The sequence below is a fragment of the Streptomyces caniferus genome (genome assembly GCF_009811555.1).
Classification (GTDB): Bacteria; Actinomycetota; Actinomycetes; order Streptomycetales; family Streptomycetaceae; genus Streptomyces; species Streptomyces caniferus.
In genome coordinates, this window is record NZ_BLIN01000005.1 from 644,049 (window position 1) to 662,847 (window position 18,799).

Consider the following 18,799-nt stretch of genomic DNA (forward strand, 5'->3'; position numbering starts at 1 on the left):
GGCCCGGCAGCACGCCGCTGGAACGGCTGCGGCTCGCGTGGTGAACCCACCGGCCTGCGATCCGTCCCGGCCGACCTGACGAGCGGGGCGTGACCTTTGTGCGGAGTGGGGCGAATGGCGGTAACAAGATCGGCCGTGGGCACCTGGGATGCCAACGTCCGGACAGGCGTCATCATCTGGAGTCCTTCGCGTCATCCGGTCGCCGTGCGTACGGACGGACGGACCGGCGGAGTCGGGGGCAGGCGCGGCCGCCGTCTCTGCCACTCACGACGTCCGCACCCGTGTCAGCTGCTGTCAGCAGGCAGCCGGCTCCCGCGGAGGACCGCGCAACGACACCACATGGGCCAGCAGTTGTTCGCGCAGGGCCCGGCGCGGCCTCTGCTCCGGTACCCGGGCGTCCTGGAGGACCGCGGGCAGCAGGGGACGCACCGCAGGGAAGATCCGCCGGAAGACGACCAGGGACACGGTCCGTACGACCCGGAAGACCGCCTGCTCCCCGCCCCACATCCACCAGGCACTCAGCGCCGCGACCACCACATGGGCCGCGAGCATCGGGTGCCCACCGTTCTGCATCCCTTCGTGCAGCGACGGCGGCATGCCGCCCATCGGGTCGCGGACGAGTCGACTGCCGAACCGCGCGGACGAGAGCAGCGTCCCGCCGTCACACGCCAGCGCCTTCCGCACCAGCCGGACCAAGGACCACGAGCCGTCGCCGTGGCCCGGGGCCGTCTGGCTGAGCGCGAACGCCGTGTGCAGCGCCGCCTGGGTACCGGCGGTCAGCAGCCCCACCGTCACGGGCCCGCGCTCGCGCCGGGCGAAGCACCACGCACCGGCGGAAGATCCCAGAACAGCCGCGAGCACCACGTGCCACAGCAGCGGCGATCCGGACGACAGCGCGTGCCCGAGAGCCGTGAGCAGCACACAGACCGTGGCGAACGCCACGGCCCGCAGGCCCCTGAGAACGTATCCGGCTTCCATGTCGAGCCCAGCTTGCACCCCGTCTGCTGCTCCGGACCCCGGAGTGGGAAAGGTGCTCAATCCTGGAGCGAATTCGTCTGGTGAGCGGCGCGCCCCTCCGCGTCGCATGGTGACCCGCCTGAGGCCACGGAGTCGCCTGGTGCCCCCATCTGATGCCACGAATCACACGACCCACGCCGGGCTCGTAGGCCTCTTTGGTGGCAGGTCGCCCGTGAAGGCTGCTTCTCCGGCCCTGTCCTGCCCGGCCTTACCCTGCCCGGTCGGCCGGTCGCGTCCGCACCTCAAGACTCAGACCTCAGGCCTCAGGGAAGGCACGAGGGGATCACTGCCGCCTACGTGTCGGCGTACCGCCGGAGTACGTCGCTGGTGTGCTGGAACTCTTCCATCAGGCGGGTGGCCTCGACGACGAGTACGCCATACGGGCGGGTGGGGTCCGCGAGGGGCAGGCCGTCGCTCTCGGCCTGTTCGGCCACCTGCCGTCGGTAGCGCTGGGCCCGGTCCGCCAGTCGGCACAGTTCACCGGCCTGGGTGGCCAAGTGGTCCTCGTCCAGGGTGCTGAGGAGGCGGGCGTTGTCGGCGATGGCCGCCAGAAACGTGCCGTAGCGCTCGAGGAATTCCCGGTAGTTGTAGCTGGTCTCGGCGTCGCGCCACTGGTCGAGGCTCCGGGTGAGGGAAGCGGCCTGGTACAGGGCCCGTTCCAGCGCTTCCAGCACGGCACCGTAATTCTCGAAACCGGTGTGCCGGCGATGGCGGCGGAGCAGGCGCCGCGGGTTGAAGTAGAGGCTCTCCTGCGCCGTGCGGATACCGGCCTGCGCCTGGGCGATCAGCTCCCCGGTCTGCGCGGCCCGAGTGCGCCACTGCTGGGTGTGCTCCTCGTCGAGTTCGCCTGCCGACAGCACGGGATGGAGGTCGCCGATCAGTTCGCACAGGGTGTGGGCGAGGGTGCGGACGCTGTATTCGGCGCTGCGAAACCGCATCGGCGGGAAGACCACGAGGTTCACGGAGAGGGCCACGACGGAGCCGATGAGGACGAGCAGCACGATCTGCCCCAGCTGGCTGATCTTTTCCGGAAGCCCCGTCGCGGAGGCGTAGGTGGCGAAGGCGAAGAACGCCGCCGTCGGCACCTGGCCGCCTTGCACTCCCAACGCCGACCACCGCCCGATCAGGAGGGCGACCAGGGCCACCAACGCGAAGGTGACGACCTGAGGCCCCACCAGGAAGCCCAGGGCGATCTGCACGGCCACTCCGGCCGCTACCGCCCCGACATAACGCAGTGACTGCACCAGCGACTGATAGATGGTGACCTGCATGATCAGCACCGCCGAGAACGGCGCGAACGCCGGCGACTGTGCGTTCAGGAGGTCGGAGGAGATCACCCACGCGATCGTCGCGGCCAGGGTGCTCTTGCCGATCAACAACGCCGTATGGCGTTCCGGGCCGTCCGACCCCAGTGCCCGACGCCACCACTGACCGATGCGGGCGAACCGGCCTGCCTCCGACGGCGTCGCCTGAGGCGCATAGCCGACCATGCGTACCCTCCGTTTCCTGTGCCGGCCCGCACCGGCGCCAGGCCTCCTGCTCAGCTCGTGCCCGGCAACGGTAGACACACCCGTACCGGGAAGTGCGGCACCTCTCTGCGGGAACGCGGGCGACGTCGGCCGCCGTGCCACAGCGTCCGCGAGGCGGCGGCCGTCGACGATCGGCGGGGCCAAGGACCTTGTAGAGGCGCTCACACCACTGCGACGGGCCGCCCGGTGAGCAGGGGGCGGCCGTACCTGTTCGGGTGAACGGCGGCTGGGGGAGAGATGCGCGGGAGCAGCCACGGGCAGCAACCGTATGCGGGGCTTCGCGCTGGGGACCGCGTTAGCCGGCCGGTCGGCGTTTCGGTGAGGTGGGAGGAGGGTGCGGTATCCGCGTGCACTTCCGTATCGTCCCGGTGAGGCCGCGGCCGGCGCGGGGAGTCGCTGCGGCAGGTCTGCTGGTGGCGGCGTCGGTGGTCTACAACGACTGGATGCTGCAACTCTTCCTGCCCACGGGGCTGCTGCAGCGGGACTCCTACGTCAGCGAGCTGTTCGCCGCCGACCAGCCCTACCAGCTCCTCCCGACACGGCGACCCGGCTCTGAGTTCGGTGCGCCGATGGGGACCTTGGCTGTTGGCGGTCTCCATGGCGGCCGCCATCTCCACCGTCGGGCCGTTCTTCGGGCACCCGGGCGGGCACGGCCTGGCGCAGCGCATCCGTCTGGTCTCGGAGGGGGTGTGGTTCGTGCTGTTGGCCAGGGCGGCGAGCGCTCGTTGCGGACCGGCTGACGGGCGGCGGCGGCAGGCCGGCCGGCTTGGCCGTGTGCGCGAGGACCCGTCGGCGAGGCCACTCTCCGCCCGGCCGGCCGGCAGCCCTCCCGACAGGCCGCCCGGAGGTCCGCCCGGAGGCCCTCCCGACAGTCCCTCGGGAAGTCCTCCCGGCGGCTCTCCGGGCGGGTACGAACGATCAGAACGATCAGTGAGGGCCGTACGCCGGCTTCGTCAGGTCGTGAAGCGGTCGGGGTCGGCCGCCTCCCAGTCCTGTCGCCAGTCCTGCGGGGGGTCTGCCAGGAGTTGGCCGGGGGCGAGCCAGTCATACAGGTCGGCGTAGGAGCAGACGGTGCGGGGGTCCAGTCGTCGACGCAGTTGGTGAGGAGCCAGTTCGGCGGCGTCATGGATACCCATCGAGGCCATGATGTGCAGGGCGCTGCGCACGGTGGCCTCTTGATAGCGGCGGACCCGCTGGGATTTGTCTTCGACGTTCAACGCACGGGCACGGCGCGGGTCCTGAGTGGTCACACCCACAGGGCAGGTGTTGGTGTGACACCGCTGCGCCTGGATGCACCCGACGGCGAACATCATCGCGCGCGCGGCATTGGTGTAGTCGGCGCCTTGGAGCAGCCGTTTGACCAGGTCGGTGCCGGTGGCCACCTTGCCGCTGGCGCCGATCTTGATACGGCCCCGCAGTCCTGTGCCCATCAGGGCGTTGTGGACGGTGATCAGTCCTTCGGTGAGAGGGGCGCCCACGTTGTCCGCGAATTCCAACGGGGCGGCGCCGGTGCCGCCTTCGGCGCCGTCGACGACGATGAAGTCCGGTGTGGTGTTCTCTTCCATCATCGCCTTGCAGACCGCGAGGAATTGCTGTCGCGAGCCGACACACAACTTGAAGCCCGTCGGCTTGCCAGCGGCCAGCTCCCGCATTCTGGCGATGAACCTGACCAGCTCTCGCGGAGTACTGAACTGCCGATGGTAGGGCGGCGATATGACGGTACGGCCTTGGGGCACCTCACGTACACGGGCTATCTCCGCGTTGACCTTGCCTCCCGGCAGCACTCCCCCGATGCCGGGTTTCGCTCCTTGCGACAGCTTCAGGGACACGCATTTCACGTGCTCGTGAGCTGCTTTGGCGGCAAACTCCCGCTCGTCGAAAGCGCCGTCGGCGGTCCGGCAGCCGAAGTAGCCGGTACCGATCTCCCAGATCAGGTCCCCGCCGTGGCGCAGGTGGTATTCCGACAGTCCGCCCTCGCCCGTGTCGTGAGCGAAACCGCCCTCGGCCGCTCCGCGATTGAGGGCGAGAATGGCGTTCGAGGAGAGCGAGCCGAAGCTCATCGCGGAGACGTTGAGCAGTGCCATGTCATAGGGCTGCGTGCAGTCCGGTCCGCCGATCCGGACCACGGGGGCCCGATCGGGCACCGGTTTCGGGGCCATGGAGGGCACCAGGAACTCGAAACCGGGTTGATAGACGTCCTGTTCGGTACCGAATGCCTCTTCGGCTTCGGTGCCCTTGGCCCGCTGGTAGACAATGCTGCGAATGTCGCGGTCATAGGGACGGCCGTCGGTATTCCGCTCGACGAAGTACTGCTGCATCTCCGGGCGAATCGATTCGAGCAGGTAGCGCATATGACCCAACACGGGGTAATTGCGTAGCACCGAGTGCCGAGGCTGCAGCACGTCCCATAGGCCGATCACGGCCAGCGACACCAGTGCACCGGCCGGCAACCACCACCAAAGGGAGTGCGCCACCGCCAGGACCAACGACGTGACCGCGGCGAACATGACGATGACGAGGAAAGCCAGCCGGTACATATCGGGTTAACCGCATTCCTTCCAGGGCTCGTGCACTTCCGACAGGTTCGGTCCGTGCGCTCCCGGCGCCGCTACTGAGCCCCGGGCCGGTCTCCACGGTGGCGGTGGCCGGGGAGCATCTCCTGGACCTTGGCCTTGATCCCCTGGCGGATCATGCCGCCGCGGTCGCTGTCGCCCTTGATGATGGCGGCGGCCGTGGCCTCCATCTGGTCGAGGTCGGCGTGCGGGGGGATCGGCGGTACGGCCGGATCGGTGCGGAAATCGAGGACGAACGGCCGGTCGGCGGCCAAGGCCCTTCGCCAGGCCGGCTCGACCTCGCCGGGCTCCTCGACACGGGCTCCGTCGAGTCCGATGGAGCGGGCGAAATCGGCGTACGGAACGTCTGGCAGTGCTTGGGAGGCGAGGAACTGCGGAGCCCCGGACATGGCGCGCATCTCCCAAGTGACCTGGTTGAGATCCTGGTTGTTGAGCACCGCGATGATGAGCTGGGGGTTCTGCCATTCCTTCCAGTACTTGGCGGCGGTGATGAGTTCGGCCATGCCGTTCATCTGCATGGCGCCGTCGCCGACGATCGCCACCGCGGGGCGTTCCGGGTGGGCGAATTTGGCGCCGATGACGTAGGGCACGCCTGGTCCCATGGTGGCGAGGGTGCCGGAGAGGGACCCGCGCATCGTGCCGCGCATACGCAGGTGCCGCGCGTACCAGTTGGCGGCCGAACCGGAATCGGCAGCCAGGATCACGTCGTCGGGCAGAAGGGCGTCCAGGGCGTGCACCACGTATTCGGGATTGATGGGTTCCGCGTCGACGGCCGCGCGTCCCTCCATCACCTCCCACCAGCGAGCCGTGCCCTTCTCGATCTTCTTCCGCCATGCTCCGTGCTCCTTGCGCTGGAGCTGCGGCAACAATGCCTGGAGTGTGGCGCGCGCATCCCCGACGAGGTTGACCTCGAAGGGGTAGCGCAGGCCCACCATGTGCGGGTCGATGTCGATCTGGACTGCGCGGGCCTGGTCGAGCTCCGGGAGGAACTGGGTGTAGGGGAAGCTGGACCCGATCACCAGCAGGGTGTCGCAGCCCTGCATCAGGTCATAGGAGGGGCGGGTGCCGAGCAGGCCGATCGCCCCGGTCACGTACGGCAGTTCGTCGGACAGCGCGTCCTTGCCCAGCAGCGCCTTGGCCACGCCGGCGCCGAGAAGGTCGGCGAGCTCCTCGACCTCGGCACGGGCGCCGCGTGCGCCCTGGCCGATCAACACGGCGACCTTCTCACCGGCGTTCAGCACCTCGGCGGCCCGAGCGACCTCTTCCTCCGCCGGGACAGGGGCGTAGGCGGCGACTCCGAGGCTGGACGGGACCATCTTGAAGGCGTGGGTGGGCGGGCTGTACTCCAGTTCCTGCACATCGGCGGGGATGATCACCGCGGTCACCGTCCGCCTCGCGTACGCGGTGCGCAGGGCACGGTCGATGACGTTGGGCAATTGCTCGGGGACGGTGACCGTCTCGCAGAACTCGGAGGCGACGTCCTTGAAGAGGCTCATCAGGTCGACCTCCTGCTGGTAGGAGCCGCCCATCGCGCTGCGGTGCGTCTGCCCGACGATCGCCACCACCGGAACGTGGTCGAGCTTTGCGTCATAGAGACCGTTGAGCAGATGGATCGCACCGGGCCCGGACGTTGCCGCGCACACCCCGACCTTGCCGGAGAACTTCGCGTATCCGACCGCCTCGAACGCGGCCATCTCCTCGTGTCGGGCCTGGATGAACGTCGGTTTGTTGTCCGCGCGTTCCCAGGCGGCCAGCAGCCCGTTGATGCCGTCACCGGCGTAGGAGAAGACATGCTCCACGTCCCACTCACGCAGCCGTTGCAGGACATAATCGGAGACCTTGATCGACACGGGGTTTCCTTTCTCTGCGCGGCAGGCATGGTGCTACCGCTTCAGCTGTTGCTGGGGGCCGCTGGTGCAGCGGTTCGGTTGCTCATGGCCCTGGACGATGACACCGAGGGCGGACGGCCTGGCGCGCGCCCGAACGGACGCGGAGGCCGGGGGGGCTCGCGGTGGGGCGGCCGGGCGGGTCGGTGGGATCGTGGCCGGGCGGGTCGGTGGAACGGTCGACGCCTCGGGCGTGCGATGGAGGTGGTGGGGCGGGTCCCGGGATCCTGCCGGGTCCTTCCCGGTTCGGGCCGGTGATCGGGCCGGTGATTCAGCCGGGCCTGAGGTGGCTCACGCCTCGGCAAGGGGCCGAGCCCCCACGGTGTACTCCGACGCTGCTGGTGCCGCCATGGCGCTCCTCCCGGTGTTCTTCGTTCTGCGCTCTGCCGCCTCGGTCCTCGCCTACCCTGCAGCCATCCGAAAAACCTCCGGGTCACCACACGCCCCGCCGCCTCGTACACGACGCTGAACCGCCGCCGTGGCCCACTTCATGGCAACGTGCCGGGACTCAGGTCTCCCTGTTCCGGCTGCCCGTGCCGGCGCCGGAGCAGTCGACGGGAGTGCAGGAAGGCCCTCGCCGCCAATGCCGGGAAGGCGACGACACCGACCACGCCGGAGACCACAGCCGACTCACCGGCAGGCGCCTCCAGCACGGCGGCCAGCAACTGCGCACCGGCCAGCGCCGCCAGCCCGAGGTACACCCAGCCCGCCCAAGCGGGGCCTTCACGTGCCGCGTAGGAGGGGGCCGGAGCAGTAACGCTGCGTTGCACCATTGTCTCCGTGTACCCCCGCGATCCCGGATGAGACGCTCGGCCCACGGCTCTCAGCAACGCTGCCGACGCGGCCGCCTCGGCAGCAACGGCAGCAACGGCTCGATCCATCACCTCCCGGGCAGCGCACTGGAGCACCCGGAACGGTGGATAAGTCCGCCTCTTAAAACTTCCAGGTGGACTTGCGGGAGACCGAGGCCCGGCGGCGGCAGCCCCTTCGGCCACAACAAGGTCGTCCCCTTGCCCAAAACCCGCCGCGCGCCCGCTACGGGCACGGAATCCCACACCCCTGTACGGAGCAGCTCGTGACATCGCCGGACAACCCCGCGCCCGCTAGGTCCCGCAAGCCGCCTCACCTGCTCCTGCAGGCCCATCAGACCCAGCAGGTGCCGCTCAGCTCGCCGCCGCACCGCAGCCTCCGGGCGCGCAACATACCGGCGATCACCGCACTGTTTGCTGCGAGTGTTCTGGTGCTTTCCGCCTGTGCCGATGAAGGCGGAGCGGGTGGTGCGGACGCCGCGTCGGCCAAGAACATCTCGGTTGCCAAGATCAAGGTCTCATCGAAGGACGGCGCCACCGGTGCCGGCATCACTGGCACGAGTGTGACGGTATCCGGCGGCAAACTGACCGAGGTGAAGCTCACCGAAGCGGCGTCCGGCAAGAAGGTCAGCGGTGCCATATCGTCCGACGGCGCGTCCTGGAAGCCCGGCGTCCGGCTGGAACGCGGCACCAAGTACCACCTCACAGCGAATGCCGAGGACGCCAAGGGCCGGTCCGCCACCGAGAACACCACCTTCACCACGGTCTCCTCGGCCAACAGCTTCATCGGCTCCTACACGCCCGACGACGGCAAGACCGTCGGCGTCGGCATGCCGGTGTCCTTCAACTTCGACAAGGCGATCAGCAACAAGAAGGACGTCCAGTCCCACATCAAGGTGACGTCCAGTAGCGGCCAGCAGGTCGTCGGCCACTGGTTCGGCACCCAGCGCCTGGACTTCCGGCCCGAGGACTACTGGAAGGCCGGCTCCAAGATCACGATGAAGATCGACCTGGACGGCGTCAAGGGCGGCCAGGGCATCACCGGTGTGCAGTCCAAGACGGTGTCCTTCACCATCGGGCGCTCGCAGGTCTCCACCGTCGACATGAACACCCAGACCATGACGGTCAAGCGGGACGGCAAGACCTACAAGTCCATCCCGATCTCCGGCGGCAGCCCCGACCACCCGACCTACAACGGCCAGATGGTCATCTCGGAGAAATTCGAGCAGACCCTCATGGACGGCGCCACGGTCGGCTTCACGAGCAAGGAAGAAACGTACAAAATACCCGACGTCCCGCACGCCATGCGCCTGTCGTCGTCCGGCACCTTCGTTCACGGCAACTACTGGGGCTCCCCGTCCGTGTTCGGCAACTCCGGCACCAGCCACGGCTGCATCGGCCTGCGCGACCAGCAGGGCGGCGGGGGCGACACCCCCGGCAAGTGGTTCTTCAACGAGTCGCTGGTCGGCGACGTCGTCGTCGTGAAGAACTCGCACGACAAGACTGTCAAGCCCGACAACGGACTCAACGGCTGGAACTTGTCCTGGTCCGACTGGAAGGCCGGCAGCGCGGTTTGACGTGTGGGCCACCCCGTGTGGCGGCCACCAAGGGAATCAGAGCAACAGCGTGCGGTAGGACCGTCGGCACCCAAGTGCGTCGGCTGGGCCGGGCGTTGCGGAAACCTGACGCGTTGTTGTCGAAGTCGAGGGGGAGGACGCGGGGGCCGACGGAGGTGCGAAGGGCGCGAGTGCTAGATTCTCAACAAGCGTTTATTTTTTGAGAAATCGGCCGTGAAGTCCGCGGCGGGGCCCACGCCGTGGCGCCCGCACCGCATCGTGGAGAGCGAGCACCATGCGCATCCTCATCACCGCACAGGCAATCTATTCGCACCTCGCACCCTTGGTTCTGCCCCTGGCCGAAAGGGCCCAGGCGGCGGGTCATGAGGTGGCCATCGCCACCGGCTCCAGCGTGGTCGAGCACATCGAGAAGCGCGGGCTCACCGCGTTGACGCTGCCCCACCTCCAGTCGATGGGGGAAGCGTTCCAGAGCGGTGGGCTCCGGCCTCCGCCGGGCATGGCGAAGGCCGGGTCCGTGACCGTCGAGCTGGCGCCGGAATTCTTCGCGGCGGCCTTCGTCGGGCATCTCGCCGAGCCCAGTGCCCAGGATCTCCTCGAAGTGGCGAGGGACTGGCGACCGGACCTGATCCTCCACGAGTCGACCGAGTACGGCGGCTATCTGGCGGCGGAGAGCCTCGGCATCCCGCACGGCGCTCTGGACATCGCGCCGATGGCGCCCTATGCCCACCCCGCCGTGGCGGAGGAGCTCAACCGGCAGCGGGGGAAGCTCGGCCTGGCGCCGGTCAGCGACGCCTGGCACCCGTTCCGCGCGTTTCGCGCGGGGGTCGTTCCGGAGGACTTCTACCCCACGGACAGCCGGCTGCCCGGCGCCCGCTACTACCAGGTCCCCACCCAGACGGCACAGGGTGGTCTCGACCCGGAGATCGCCCAACTCCCCTCGGACCGGCCGCTCGTCCTGGCCACCCTCGGCTCGAACGCCACCCGGCTGCCCGGCGGCGCTCACACCCTGCTGAACACCATCATCGAGAGCCTGGGAGAGCTGCCGGTCACCGGTGTCGTCGCCCTGGGTGCGGACCGCGACCCGCAGCAGTGGGACGGGCCGCGCCCCGACAACGTCCATCTGACGTCGTTCGTCCAGCAGGAACTGCTGCTCCGGTCCAGCGACCTGTTCCTCACGCATGCAGGTTTCAACGGCACACGGGAGGCGCTGGCGTCCGGAGTTCCCATGGTTGCCGTGCCGTTGTTCGCCGAGCAGTCGCACAACGCCAGCCGGCTCCAGGAGCTGGGCGTCGGGACCCGAATAGACGTCCAGGACGTCACACGCGACGCGCTGGCCTCGGCGATGCGTAACGTACTGGAGGACCGCTCCTACCGGTCCCGCGCCCAAGGCATCCAGCGGCGGACCCACGCGCTGCCGGACCTCGACCGGCTGGTGGAGGACGCAGCGGCGCTGGCGGCCTGAGCGCGGCGACGGTCGCTCGCACAGGTCTCCGGGCTGGTTTCACTGAACCCTTCTGCCGCGCTCCGGCCGTGGAGGCTCCACCGGCCGGAGCGCGGTAGGGCTCCCCAGACGGCAGCACGGCCGGACTCCGCAGGCCCAAGCCGTCGAGGGGGGCGTGCGCCCTTCCCAGTGCCCATGTCGGCTCCTCCCCTGCCGAGCCTTCCGGATCCGCCTCCGTCAAGACCTCGGCGCCGCCCGGAGGTACTTGTAGCATCAGGACCGGCACCGGAAAGGGGACCGACTTTGACCTGCGCCGATGCAGTGACGAATGCGCCCGGACAGGCCGCGGAGCGGAAGGCCGGTTCAGGCGGCCCGGCCAAGGAAGCAACGCTCAGCGAGCGCAAAGGCGAGCGCACCCGTCGGCGCATTCTGGCGGCCGCACGACGGAAGTTCGCGGAGGTCGGCTTCGAGCGCGCCACCATCCGGGCCATTGCGACCGAAGCCGACGTGGACAAGTCCTCGGTGATCCAGTACTTCGGTTGCAAGCAGGACCTGTTCCGCGAGGCCGTCCACTGGCAGATCGCCCATGACGAACTCACCACCGACGACCCCGGCCATACGGTGGAGAACCGCCTGCGCGGCATGCTGGACAACTGGGCGGCGGATCCGGACAGCCCCATGGCCGTGCTCCTGCGGACCAGCATGACGAGCGACGAAGCGGCAGAGCTGCTGCGCCGGCATGTCACCGCGGAGGTCACCGATCACATCGCCGCCACCATCGATACCCCCGACGCACGGCTGCGCGCCGCGGTGTTCAGCGCGATCATGATGGGCGTCGCCACCCAGCGCTTTCTGCTGCACATGCCCGGCCTGGCCGACGCGGACGTGGAGGACATCGTCCGGATCACCACTCCCCTGCTCCGCAGCCTCGTCGCCCCGGACGCGTGAGGCCTCAACCGCCACCACGAGACCCGGCGTCCGGCCCGCGACGAGACCTCACACGGCTACGACGCGCGCCGCACCTCCGGTTCGCCGTCCAGGGAGCCAGAGGTGCGCCGCCCACCCTCATGGAGTGCAGTTGCCTCAGGCCCCTTCGCACGCCACCCATGTCCTGGTCGCGGCGTTTCCGACCTGTCTCGCCGCTGACGTGCGACGCGTCTTGGCTGTCGTACCGGACACCGGGCTCGCGCCGATGGACTCCTTCGAGGTCGAGGTGCAGGGCGAGACCGTCGACCTCCCCTCACGCATCTGCAACGAGGAGCCGGGCGCCGACTCGACCCGGCTCCTGACCGGAACCCAGCAGGTGATTTTGCATTGCCTGTACTCCCGGCACAGTGCGGGTCGGGTCCGCCAGCACCACCTCGAACAGCTCGTGGGGTCGAGGGAGCCGTGGGTGGTCCCGTTCGTGGTGCAGTTGGCCGGCGAGTACGTGCTGGAGATCCTTGAGGTGATCGGGCAGCGGCTTGCCGGCCTCGCCGTCCCGGGCTCTGCCGAGCGCAGGCTCTATGGGGAGTTCATCACGCGGAACCCAGCGTTCTTCGCGCGCACGGAGCGACGAGTGGTGAGCTACTGGTCGTGCTACTACCGCTGGAAGTACCCGGTGTTCGGGGCCTATCCGGGGGGCGCACTGATGGAGGCGTTCCGGGCCGCCGCGTCGGAACAGCTGGGCGCACGGTGGCCACGCCATACGCCACCTCCGCTACGGGTGGCCTGAAGACGACCCACGCCTTCCCGCCACCGAGGAGAGCAAGGCCCAGAGCCCGGGAGGGGATGCCCCGCATGGACCACGACAGGCCGTGAAGACGACGCGCGTGCGGCCCGGCACCGTGGGCGCCGGGCCGCAACGATGACGGTCAGCAGCCGGTGTTGTGCAGACCAGGTGTCTCGAAGTCACCCTGGCCCTCGACCGCCAGGACACCGTAGATGGTGCTGCAGCCCAGGTCCTGGTTCTTGAACTTGTACGTCTTGGTGTCCCCCTTCTTGACCGTGTACGCGTTGCTGAAGTGCTTCGAGTGGCCCTTCCGGTAACCGAACTTCACGGTCACCGCGGAACCGCCGGTCTTCCCGTACACGAGGTTCACGGTGTGGCCGCCGTCGATGATGCCCACACAGAACGAACCGTTGGACAGCGAGGTGCAAGAGGGGCCGGCGTTGCGGACCGCACCGGCCGGCTCGCCGGCCGAGGCCGGAGCCGTCAGGCCCGCGGCGGCGAGGAGGGAGGTGGCGGCTATGACGCCGACCCGAGTGTGGGTGCGCATGGGGAGTCCTTTTCCTGCAGTGAGCTGAGTTGATCAGCGGCAAGATTACCCAGGCGAAATCAAGCCAACAAGACGGATCTGACATGAAAAATCGGACTCTCAGGTTCCGGCTGAGCCGTGAGGTTCAGCGGCGGCGAGACTCCCACCCCTCCGCCTGCCGATGACACCTCGCCGAGCGGCCACCACGGGACTGGAAATTGCTCACCGGGCCATCGCGCAGGGCGCTTTGACGGTCAGTCGGGTCAGATGCGAGGTGTCCGAGTCCACCCGGCGCCGCCGGGCCGGCCGGGAGCGCGGGCAGTTCGGCGGGGTGGGGGGCGGTGCCGCGTGACCAGGCCAGGCGAGGGGCAGCGGCGTCATGCCCTCGACGGCCGGCCGACAAAGGCGGGATCGTATCGGATAGTTGTCGAGCGGTACCCGCTTTTGAGCATCATCGCTGAATCGATTCGTTTGCTCCATGCAAAGATTAGCGTGGCTCATGCCCCAGCAGTTCGCTGCGCCACAGTGCCCGCAGGCGCATTGTTGCGCCCTCCAGGAGGCATGATGAAATCTCACGCTCGGAATCCCAAGCAGGCAGGCAACCGTGGTCGGGTGCTCACCATAACGGTCGCTGTTCTGGCGGTCATCGCCACCGCATCCGTCTGGCTCTATCAGAGAAACAGCTCGGCCGGTGAATCGGTCTCCGCCAATCTGCCGGCGGCCGACGCGGGTCCGGCTGCCCCTCAGGCAGGTCAGGCCAGTGACACGGGCACTCTCTCCGCGCTGGACAAGACCTTTCTCACCAAGGTCCGCCAGGCGGGGCTGTGGGAGATGCCGGCCGGCCGGCTCTCCCAGACGCATGCGTCGAGCGAAGCCATCAAACGCGCCGGCATGCATCTGCTCGAAGGTCACAGCAAACTCGACCAATTGGCCCGCGAGGATTCCAAGGCGTTGAATTCGCCCATCCCCGACGAGGCCACCCCCGAACAACAAGGGTGGGTCGACCAGCTGAAGAACGCCCGGGGCCACGCTTTCGACCAGCTTTTCGTGGACCTTCTGCGCGCATCGCACGGCAAGATCTTCGTCACCATCGGCGAGGTCCGTGCGACCACCAAGAATGACCTGATCCGGCGGCTGGCGACCCAGGCAAACAACACCGTTCAGGACCACATGGACGTGCTGGAGGACACCGGTCTCGTCACCGACGCCACGCTCGATGACGTCGCCTCCACCATTCCCAAGTGAGCGGACCGCCGTCGCGGGGTGGACCATTCAGGGCGCGCGCCGGACTCAGGCCCCGCGCTGCGCCGAGGCGTCGACCCACCCCAGGGGGTGCAGCTCCAGGTCCTCCGCCGGCGGCTCACCCCCTGCCTCGTTGAGTGCGGCCAAGGCCTTGATGAGGGCCGTGCGCTGATCCGGGGCGAGCCGCTCGACGATCGCACTGATCTCGGCGCGGCGCCGGCTGGTGACGTTCTCCACGGTCCGACGTCCCTCGTCCGTGAGCCGCAGTACGGTTTCGCGGCGGTTGTCGGGGTTGGTCTGCCGGTCCGCCAGCCCCGCGGCAATGAGCCGGTCCACCATGCGCATCGCGGTCGAGGGGGCGACCTGGAGCAGTTCGGCGAGGGCGACCAACTTGGCGGAGCCGCGCGTGGAGAGCACCACCAGCATCCGGAACTGCGGCAGCGTCACCCGCTCCTCGACCTCTGCCAGCGAACGCGCAGACACCGCTACCAACAGCCTCGACGCCGTGAGCACCGCCCGGGTCACCGCGTCCACATCATCCACGTCCCGCACAGGGGCTTCACGCTCGGCCATTCCTTCTTTCTACCGTGCTTTGCTCCCTGCGGACTCACTCGGCCACCCGGGGCGGCCGTTATGGGGCAGCTACGGTCCTCCGGCCACGGCACGCCCTCCCTTGTGCGCCGGACTTCCGGCCGCACCCGGCCCCCTACCTTTAGACTGTGCAAAGGTAACCTGGGCGAAGGCTGAACGAGGACCGGCCGCAGGCTTGTTGTGCGGGGCGACTTACCGGCATCGCCATCGGTCGAGGCCTCCCGATTTCCGGAGGGCGACGATGAGGCAACCGTTCGCGACAGAAGGACGCCCGCAACTGCCCACCGGATGGCGGCGTTTGCTGGCTCGGCTGCCGATCCGCCTCTACCGCGCAGGTCTCGGGCCGCTCTTCGGCAAACGGCTGCTCCTGTTGCATCACACCGGTCGCGTCACGGGTCTCCGCCGCAGCGTGGTCCTGGAAGTCATCGCGTACGAGCGGACGGGCGACACCCTCAGCTGGACGATCACGTCCGGTTTTGGCCCGGCCGCGGCCTGGTACCAGAACCTGCGCCGGGCCCCACGGACCACGATCCAGTTCGGCAGTCGCCACTACTGCACCACCGCGCATTTCCTCCCCCCGGAAGACGGCGCCGCCCTCATGGCCCGTTACGCTCCCCGGCATCCACGGCTCGCCCGCCGCCTGTGCGCCTTCATGGGCTTCGAGGTGGACGGCAGCGAAGCGGCGTTCCGCAGGGCCGGGCGATCCATCCCGTTCGTACGCCTGGAGGCCTCGCCCGGACAGCGAGCCCGGTGATCCGTCAACAGCGGTTCCGGCGGCCCGTCGATGGTGGTTCCGGTGGCTTCTCGCCCTCGCCCGCGCCCCCTCGGCGTGGACCACAGCGCCGGCCGGCCCCGGGATCCGGATGCGGCGGAGGCGTATAGAGCGCGGCAGCGGCCGGAGCGGCGGCGATGATCGCCGCTACGTGTCCGGGCAGTACGCCGTCGCCGGTGGCCGCCGCAGACGGTCGGGCGGGGCCCACGGGGCGAACGGGGCCGATGGGCCGTACCGTCATGAGGATGCGCGAAGACGTCGAAGGCGGGGGCATGGGGCGGCGGCTTGCGCGAGCAGGGTGCGGATCTCCCGTTTCGCCTGGTCACAGTCGCTCACGGATGCCGAGAAGGGCAGTCGGGCGTCGTGTCCGCCGCGGGCATGCTCGAGCCGCAGCACCAGGCCGTAGCGATCGAGGCGCACCGGACGGATGCGGACGACGCCGAGCAGGTGCCTGGCCGGGACCAGGGCGGCCAGTCGTGTCGTGGTGTCGGTGCGGGTATCGAGGTGGGCCAGGAGGTCGGCCTCGTACGGCGCGAGTGGATCGGGGTGGGCGAGAGCCAGGTCGTCGCGGCTGAAGCGGGTGGCCGTGTCGTCCTCGTCGAGGGTGCCGTGAACGGGGCGGAACCGCCAGGCGCCAGCGGGTCCGTGGGCGGCGAGGGAGCCGCGCAGCGTGAGCCGCGCACGGACGCGGTGACGGACCGGGGTCGGTGCGATATCGGTGAATTCCAGGATCGCGGCGAGGTCGCCCGGGGGCACGTCGGCGGGTGCCGTGCGCCGGCGACGTCCCGGGAGTTCGTCGAGGGTCAATCGGCCCGAGGAGTGCACCGTGTGCGCATCGATCAGGCGGCCGGCCCCTCCTTCCGTGGTGACCTTGAGCGAAGAGGCCGCCGCGAGTATCGAGCGGGCCCGCTCCGCCGTGGTGGGTTCGGTGCGGTGACGTGCCTCCATCGGGACCTCCTCATTAGGTAAGGCTTACCTTACAAGGGTTCGCCGCCTCCCTGCGCACCCGGCTGCCCGGCACCGACATCTGGTACCTGACCTGTCGGCTGGGCGCCGACCACCGCGGCTCCTACTTGATCGTCGCCGACATCTCACCGGGTCCGGGTGGTGCTCGACGGTGCCGCGGCGTATCTCCGTACGCCGGTCCCGCCGGGGCTGAGGCGGGGCGTGCGGCAGCTCGTAGACCAAGTGGTCGCAGCGGCCCTCCCCCGCCCGGACCACCGCTCTTCGCACACCACGCACCACGACATCCGTATCCACCTCGAAGCCGGCCTGCACGAAGGCCCGTCGGCCGCCCTCCCCGTCGACGCGCTCCACAGCGGCCTCGCCGAACACGGTGTCACCGTCAGCCGCACCGACTTCAACGGCGCCCACGACTACGCCTGCTGGCGCGGCGGACTGGCCGACGTCCTGGTCTCGCTTCTCGGCCGCTGATCCTGCGAACCCCTGGGCATCCCGGGCACCCCGGGTATCGCCATCGCAGATCCGACGAGGCCCCCCAAGACTCCCGAGGCCCGGCCTTTTTTCACTCAGCCGTTCCGTACGAACTGGGCCATGCGGAGGCCCGGTACGGGTGAGAAATCGGCTGCACGCCGGAAGCCGAGCCGTTCGTACAGCTTCACGGCGGGCCGGTTGGCCGCTCCGGTGCTGACTCTCACCCGACCGCTGTCGACCACCTTGGTCAGCAGGTGGTCCAGCAGGCAGGAGGCAAGGCCCCGGCGGAACCAGGCAGGGTCCACACAGACCCGGTCGATATGGGTGAGGCGCCGGCCAGTGTCGGTCTGCCAGGCCACAAAGGCGGCCACCGTTCCGTCGCCGCTCACCGCCCCCAGCCAACTCAGGGGCCGGGCCGTCATGTCCTGGAGGGATTCGGACAGGGCGGGGATGCCGTCGAAACCGATGAGTTCGGCCTCGACGGCATAGGCGCGCAAACCCACCGCGTGCACGGTGGCCGCGACCGTGGCATCGCTCAGGTCCAGCTCGCGGACCAGCATGCCGGGTGGCATCGGCGTGCGGGGAGAGGAACGAGCCAGGTCATTGTCGGACGGGCCGTTGTCGGACATGCGCCCATGCTAGGGCTGGGCCCGACGCCGATCTCGGTCGAGCACGCCCGCTGCGGGCCCCGCCGCGCCATGACCGGCGCGGCGGGGCCCGCCAACGGGAAGCCGGTCAGTGCTGGGGGCGGGGGCGGGGGCCGGAGTGGAACAGGGGCCACCGCCTGGGGGCGGATCCCGGGGTGAGGTGGCGGGCGACTTCGGCGCGCATCTTGAGCGCGTGGAAGACCTCGACCGCGCCCAGGACGAGGGCCATGATGCCGACCACCAAGGTCAGCGCGGCGATCGAGCCGAACGGCGACACGATCAGCACGATGCCCGCCAGAGTCGTGAGGATGCCCAGGAACATCTGCCAGCCGCGCGCTGGGATGCCCTCGGCGGAGGCCGCCGTGGCGGTCATCATGATGCCGCGGATCAGCCAGCCGAAGCCGATCCACAGTGCGAGCAGCAGAATCGATTCCAGGGTGCCCCGGAAGCAGACCAGGCCCAGCAGGACGGAGAGCGCACCCGTGACGAAATGCAGCACCCGCAGATGCCGTGGGACGTGCGTCCCGAAGGCAGCGGCCAGCTGGAAGACACCGATGGCCAGCAGGTAGATGCCGAAGAGCACGCCGACGACCCGCAGGGTCTGGCTCGGCCAGGCCAGGGCGACGACGCCCAGGGCGATCGCGGCCAAGCCCATGGTGAGCAGGAATTGCCAGCCCATGTTCGCCAGGGCGCTCAGGCCCTCGTCCGGGGAAACGTCTCGTGTCCCGGTGTCGCGCGGAGGGCCGGTGTCTGAGGAATCGGAGGGGTGTGTCATGCCGTCTGCCTCCTCCACGGAAGAGCACGGTCGGTCGGTCCGGTTCCATCGTCACCCGCCCGGCCCCGTCCCGCCTGGCAGAAGCTCCCGGGCCGCGTCCGTGGCCACGGCTGCCCCTCCGCACCCCGACCAGGCAGGACGGCCCACCGCGCGTCGGCCGTGCGCCCATGGGTTGCAGCGCGCTCGGTGACGGGATTGCATGGAAAGCAGAGGCCCCGAGATCCGCAGGGCACACCACAGGGCACCACGGGGCCGCCCCCTCGCCGGGG

17 protein-coding genes are annotated in these 18,799 nt (G+C 69.2%); 7 read left to right on the top strand and 10 right to left on the bottom strand.

Going from position 1 to position 18,799, the window contains the following annotated elements; translation table 11 throughout:
- Positions 1-294 precede the first annotated feature (294 nt).
- From Scani_RS19515 to Scani_RS19535, 5 genes are all read right to left on the bottom strand, one after another.
- Positions 295-978, bottom strand: coding sequence for a PE-PGRS family protein (locus Scani_RS19515; RefSeq protein WP_159477978.1), 684 nt, complete (start codon positions 976-978; stop codon positions 295-297).
- A 332-nt stretch (positions 979-1,310) separates the two neighbouring features.
- Entirely contained in the window at positions 1,311-2,507 is a 1,197-nt protein-coding gene (locus tag Scani_RS19520; RefSeq protein ID WP_159477980.1) for an FUSC family protein, read from the bottom strand.
- A gap of 992 nt (positions 2,508-3,499) precedes the next feature.
- Positions 3,500-5,083 (bottom strand): FMN-binding glutamate synthase family protein, encoded by a 1,584-nt coding sequence (locus Scani_RS19525; RefSeq protein WP_159477983.1) that lies wholly within the window; start codon positions 5,081-5,083, stop codon positions 3,500-3,502.
- 71 nt (positions 5,084-5,154) lie between these two features.
- A complete protein-coding gene (locus Scani_RS19530) occupies positions 5,155-6,963 on the bottom strand; it encodes a thiamine pyrophosphate-requiring protein (protein ID WP_159482231.1) in 1,809 nt (602 codons plus the stop codon).
- Between the two features lie 530 nt (positions 6,964-7,493).
- Positions 7,494-7,778, bottom strand: coding sequence for a hypothetical protein (locus Scani_RS19535; RefSeq protein WP_159477986.1), 285 nt, complete (start codon positions 7,776-7,778; stop codon positions 7,494-7,496).
- A 353-nt stretch (positions 7,779-8,131) separates the two neighbouring features.
- Here Scani_RS19535 and Scani_RS19540 point away from each other — a divergent pair, with 353 nt between their 5' ends.
- From Scani_RS19540 to Scani_RS19555, 4 genes are all read left to right on the top strand, one after another.
- The gene (locus Scani_RS19540) at positions 8,132-9,391 is read left to right on the top strand and encodes a L,D-transpeptidase (protein WP_159482232.1); all 1,260 of its coding nucleotides are present in this window, start codon (positions 8,132-8,134) and stop codon (positions 9,389-9,391) included.
- A gap of 274 nt (positions 9,392-9,665) precedes the next feature.
- Positions 9,666-10,853 (top strand): glycosyltransferase, encoded by a 1,188-nt coding sequence (locus tag Scani_RS19545; RefSeq protein WP_167538121.1) that lies wholly within the window; start codon positions 9,666-9,668, stop codon positions 10,851-10,853.
- Positions 10,854-11,153: 300 nt separating this feature from the next.
- Positions 11,154-11,780: a TetR/AcrR family transcriptional regulator gene (locus Scani_RS19550; RefSeq protein ID WP_246296027.1), complete on the top strand. Its 627-nt coding sequence runs from the start codon at positions 11,154-11,156 to the stop codon at positions 11,778-11,780.
- Positions 11,781-11,904: 124 nt separating this feature from the next.
- Positions 11,905-12,546, top strand: coding sequence for a hypothetical protein (locus Scani_RS19555; protein WP_159477992.1), 642 nt, complete (start codon positions 11,905-11,907; stop codon positions 12,544-12,546).
- Positions 12,547-12,685: 139 nt separating this feature from the next.
- Here Scani_RS19555 and Scani_RS19560 read toward each other — a convergent pair whose 3' ends face one another.
- Positions 12,686-13,090 carry a hypothetical protein gene (locus tag Scani_RS19560; protein ID WP_159477995.1) on the bottom strand — a complete coding sequence of 135 codons (405 nt, stop codon included), beginning with the start codon at positions 13,088-13,090 and terminating at the stop codon, positions 12,686-12,688.
- Between the two features lie 591 nt (positions 13,091-13,681).
- Here Scani_RS19560 and Scani_RS19565 point away from each other — a divergent pair.
- Positions 13,682-14,314, top strand: a complete 633-nt coding sequence (locus tag Scani_RS19565) for a DUF4142 domain-containing protein (protein ID WP_246296029.1) — start codon at positions 13,682-13,684, stop codon at positions 14,312-14,314.
- Between the two features lie 45 nt (positions 14,315-14,359).
- Here Scani_RS19565 and Scani_RS19570 read toward each other — a convergent pair whose 3' ends face one another.
- Complete coding sequence (locus Scani_RS19570) at positions 14,360-14,884, bottom strand: MarR family winged helix-turn-helix transcriptional regulator (RefSeq protein ID WP_159478001.1); 525 nt, start codon at positions 14,882-14,884, stop codon at positions 14,360-14,362.
- 259 nt (positions 14,885-15,143) lie between these two features.
- Here Scani_RS19570 and Scani_RS19575 point away from each other — a divergent pair, with 259 nt between their 5' ends.
- Positions 15,144-15,656 carry a nitroreductase family deazaflavin-dependent oxidoreductase gene (locus Scani_RS19575; RefSeq protein WP_159478004.1) on the top strand — a complete coding sequence of 171 codons (513 nt, stop codon included), beginning with the start codon at positions 15,144-15,146 and terminating at the stop codon, positions 15,654-15,656.
- A 255-nt stretch (positions 15,657-15,911) separates the two neighbouring features.
- On the opposite strand, the gene Scani_RS19580 is transcribed toward Scani_RS19575, so the two are convergent.
- Positions 15,912-16,622, bottom strand: a complete 711-nt coding sequence (locus Scani_RS19580) for a DUF2470 domain-containing protein (protein WP_159478007.1) — start codon at positions 16,620-16,622, stop codon at positions 15,912-15,914.
- 219 nt (positions 16,623-16,841) lie between these two features.
- Here Scani_RS19580 and Scani_RS19590 point away from each other — a divergent pair, with 219 nt between their 5' ends.
- Positions 16,842-17,108, top strand: coding sequence for a hypothetical protein (locus tag Scani_RS19590; RefSeq protein WP_159478010.1), 267 nt, complete (start codon positions 16,842-16,844; stop codon positions 17,106-17,108).
- A 95-nt stretch (positions 17,109-17,203) separates the two neighbouring features.
- Here Scani_RS19590 and Scani_RS19595 read toward each other — a convergent pair whose 3' ends face one another.
- A complete protein-coding gene (locus tag Scani_RS19595; RefSeq protein ID WP_246296031.1) occupies positions 17,204-17,737 on the bottom strand; it encodes a GNAT family N-acetyltransferase in 534 nt (177 codons plus the stop codon).
- A gap of 106 nt (positions 17,738-17,843) precedes the next feature.
- Positions 17,844-18,530: an HdeD family acid-resistance protein gene (locus tag Scani_RS19600; RefSeq protein WP_159478013.1), complete on the bottom strand. Its 687-nt coding sequence runs from the start codon at positions 18,528-18,530 to the stop codon at positions 17,844-17,846.
- Between the last annotated feature and the right edge of the window lie 269 nt (positions 18,531-18,799).

Coding starts and splice junctions, on each gene's coding strand:
- Scani_RS19525 (WP_159477983.1), bottom strand. CDS start 5,083: ATGTACCGGCTGGCTTTCCTCGTCATCGTCATGTTCGCCGCGGTCACG.
- Scani_RS19575 (WP_159478004.1), top strand. CDS start 15,144: ATGAGGCAACCGTTCGCGACAGAAGGACGCCCGCAACTGCCCACCGGA.
- Scani_RS19560 (WP_159477995.1), bottom strand. CDS start 13,090: ATGCGCACCCACACTCGGGTCGGCGTCATAGCCGCCACCTCCCTCCTC.
- Scani_RS19570 (WP_159478001.1), bottom strand. CDS start 14,884: ATGGCCGAGCGTGAAGCCCCTGTGCGGGACGTGGATGATGTGGACGCG.
- Scani_RS19600 (WP_159478013.1), bottom strand. CDS start 18,530: ATGACACACCCCTCCGATTCCTCAGACACCGGCCCTCCGCGCGACACC.
- Scani_RS19580 (WP_159478007.1), bottom strand. CDS start 16,622: ATGGAGGCACGTCACCGCACCGAACCCACCACGGCGGAGCGGGCCCGC.
- Scani_RS19535 (WP_159477986.1), bottom strand. CDS start 7,778: ATGGTGCAACGCAGCGTTACTGCTCCGGCCCCCTCCTACGCGGCACGT.
- Scani_RS19545 (WP_167538121.1), top strand. CDS start 9,666: ATGCGCATCCTCATCACCGCACAGGCAATCTATTCGCACCTCGCACCC.
- Scani_RS19520 (WP_159477980.1), bottom strand. CDS start 2,507: ATGGTCGGCTATGCGCCTCAGGCGACGCCGTCGGAGGCAGGCCGGTTC.
- Scani_RS19515 (WP_159477978.1), bottom strand. CDS start 978: ATGGAAGCCGGATACGTTCTCAGGGGCCTGCGGGCCGTGGCGTTCGCC.
- Scani_RS19595 (WP_246296031.1), bottom strand. CDS start 17,737: ATGTCCGACAACGGCCCGTCCGACAATGACCTGGCTCGTTCCTCTCCC.